General features: G+C 69.7%; 3 protein-coding genes and 1 pseudogene. 3 read left to right on the top strand and 1 reads right to left on the bottom strand.

The features are described from left to right. Nucleotides 1-200: pseudogene (locus tag DQP56_RS23625) on the top strand (DUF6542 domain-containing protein); the annotation flags it as partial. 22 nt (nucleotides 201-222) lie between these two features. Here DQP56_RS23625 and DQP56_RS23620 read toward each other — a convergent pair. Further along, a complete protein-coding gene (locus DQP56_RS23620; protein ID WP_165825132.1) occupies nucleotides 223-1,227 on the bottom strand; it encodes a 4-hydroxy-3-methylbut-2-enyl diphosphate reductase in 1,005 nt (334 codons plus the stop codon). A 96-nt stretch (nucleotides 1,228-1,323) separates the two neighbouring features. Here DQP56_RS23620 and DQP56_RS23615 point away from each other — a divergent pair, with 96 nt between their 5' ends. Continuing rightward, the gene (locus DQP56_RS23615; RefSeq protein WP_112689486.1) at nucleotides 1,324-1,944 is read left to right on the top strand and encodes a lipid droplet-associated protein; all 621 of its coding nucleotides are present in this window, start codon (nucleotides 1,324-1,326) and stop codon (nucleotides 1,942-1,944) included. Next, the coding region (xseA, locus tag DQP56_RS23610) for an exodeoxyribonuclease VII large subunit (protein ID WP_112689484.1) at nucleotides 1,941-2,855 on the top strand (915 nt) is incomplete at its 3' end. The genes DQP56_RS23615 and xseA, both read left to right, overlap by 4 nt.

Below are 2,855 nucleotides of genomic sequence, written 5' to 3'. Positions count from 1 at the left end.
GAACGCCGCGAATGCCCCCGCTGCGCCGACGGCAGCCACCACCGGCCGGCCGCGGCAACGGCGCCGGCAGCACCCACCATCCGGTCTCGCGGGTGCGCTACCGCAGCGGCGGCGGCAACGATGACAGCGGCAGCGAACCCCGCTCCCGATCCCGCCAGCCGCGCACCGGGGAATTCGACTCCTGGGAGTACGACGTCTGAGCGGCGCCCCGCTGCCGCCACGCTAGCGACGGTCGGGCCGGATCTCCCGGGGCAGCGCGAACACCAGTGTCTCGTTGGCAGTCGTCACCGGATACACGGTTTCGTAGCCGTACCCGGCCAACCACTCCAGCACGCCACGGACCAGGATCTCGGGCACCGAGGCCCCGGAGGTGACCCCGACGCTCTCCACCCCGTCCAGCCACGACGGGTCGATGTCGTCGGCGTAGTCGACCAGATGGGCGGCGTCGGCGCCGGCGCCCAGCGCCACCTCCACCAGCCGGTTGGAGTTCGACGAGTTGCGCGATCCGACGACGATCACCAGCTCGCACTCCGGGGCCATCGCCTTTACCGCGGTCTGCCGGTTCTGGGTGGCATAACAGATGTCGTCGCTGGGCGGGTCCTGCAGCTTCGGGAACCGCTCGCGCAGCTTGACCACGGTCTGCATCGTCTCGTCGACGCTCAGCGTGGTCTGTGACAGCCACACCACCTTGTTCTCGTCACGGACGGTCACCGCGGCGACAGCATCTAAGCCGTCGACCAGCTGGACATGGTCGGGGGCCTCACCGATGATCCCGACGACCTCCTCATGGCCGGCGTGGCCGATCAGCAGGATGTCGTAGCCGTCCCGGGCGAACCGTTTGGCCTCGTTGTGCACCTTGTTCACCAGCGGGCAGGTCGCGTCGATGACGCGCAGGCCCCGGTCGGCCGCCAAGTCGTGCACGCTGGGTGCGACACCGTGCGCGGAGAACACCACCATCGCGCCTTCGGGCACCTCGTCGGCCTCGTGGACGAAGACCACACCCTTGTTGGTCAGCGTGTCCACCACGTGCTTGTTGTGCACGATCTCGTGGCGGACATACACCGGTGCACCGTGCTTCTCCAGCGCCCGCTCCACCGTCTCGACGGCCCGGTCGACACCCGCGCAGTAGCCGCGGGGTTCGGCCAACAGCACCCGCTTCCCACGGGGGGCGGCGCTGGTCAGCGCCCCGGCACTGGCGGAGGTCTGCACGTCGAGGGTGGGGGACATGGCACCCAGGGTACGGTCTGGCGTCACGGGACCGCCAGCTCACGCGCACCCCCTCGGTACTTGGCGATGAACGGCAGGTAAGGCAGGCTGGTGGCCATGGCTACTGCACCCTTTGGCGTCCGGCTCCTGGTCGGCGCGGCAACCGTCGCCGTCGAGGAGACGATGAAGCTGCCGCAAACCATCCTGACCTACCCCATGACACTGGCCAGCCAGGCCGCGCACGCCGTGATGCGCTGGCAGCAGAACATCGCTGAGCTGGTCAACAAGGGCGACTCCACCCTCGAGTCCTTGTTCCCGCCGAAGGACGAGCAGCCGGAATGGGCCACCTTCGACGAAGACACCGAGGACGGCGTCAACGGCGCTGATTTCACCGACACGGCGACTTTCGACGGTTTCGATGACGCCGATTCCGGCCCGCGTACCGAGGGGCGCTTCGCGCTCTACTCGTTCAGCGAGGGCGGCGATGAGCGGCCGGCACCGCGCGGCGAGACGGACGTCACACCGGGCGGGGGCAAGGCGGACGCGCCCGTGCCCACACCGGACCTGGTCGACGAGCTCGACTACGGCAACCTGACGCTGGCCCAGCTGCGGGCCCGGCTGGCCTCGCTCAGCGTCGACGAGCTGGAGACCCTGCTCGGCTACGAAGAGGCCACCAAGGCGCGCGCACCGTTCCAGACGCTGCTGGCCAACAGGATCACCCGCACCACCACGAAGTGAGCGCCCCCGCGCCGGGCAACTCCGCCGAGAACCCGTTTCCGGTCCGCGCGGTCGCGATCCGGGTCAAAGGCTGGATCGACCGGCTCGGGTCGGTATGGGTGGAAGGGCAGTTGACGCAGATCAACCTGCGCCCCGGGGTCCGCACGGTCTTCATGGTGTTGCGCGATCCTGCCGCCGACATGTCACTGACGGTGACGTGCACCCCCGAGCTGGTGGCCGGCGCTCCGGTCAAACTCACCGAGGGCACCCAGGTGGTGGTCTGCGGTAAGCCGAACTTCTACACCGCGCGGGGCACTTTCAGCTTGCGGCTCAGCGAGATTCGCGCCGTCGGAATCGGCGAGCTGCTGGCCCGCATCGAACGGCTGCGCCGACTGCTCGACGCCGAGGGGCTGTTCGATCCGCGGCTCAAACGGCCCCTGCCGTTCCTGCCGGCCACGATCGGGCTGATCACCGGCCGGGCCAGTGCCGCCGAGCGGGACGTGATGACGGTCGGCGGCACACGGTGGCCGGCGGTGCGTTTCGCGGTGCGCAACACCGCCGTGCAGGGACCCAATGCGGTGGCCCAGATCGTCGAGGCACTGCGCGACTTGGACGCCGATCCGGAGGTGGAGGTGATCGTGCTGGCCCGAGGCGGCGGGAGCGTGGAGGATCTGCTGCCATTCTCCGATGAGACGCTGTGCCGGGCGATCTCGGCCTGTCGCACCCCGGTGGTGAGCGCGGTCGGGCACGAGCCCGACAACCCGCTGTGCGACCTGGTCGCCGACCTGCGCGCAGCCACTCCCACCGACGCGGCGAAGAAGATCGTGCCGGACGCGTCCGCCGAGCAGGCACTGGTCGATGACCTGCGCCGGCGCAGCGCGCAGGCCGTGCGCAACTGGGTGGTGCGCGAGGAGCGCGTGCTGGCCCAGTTG

Source organism: Mycolicibacter senuensis (assembly GCF_003284925.1).
In the GTDB taxonomy this organism is placed as follows: Bacteria; Actinomycetota; Actinomycetes; order Mycobacteriales; family Mycobacteriaceae; genus Mycobacterium; species Mycobacterium algericum_A.
This window is presented reverse-complemented; position numbering and strand designations above follow the sequence as displayed.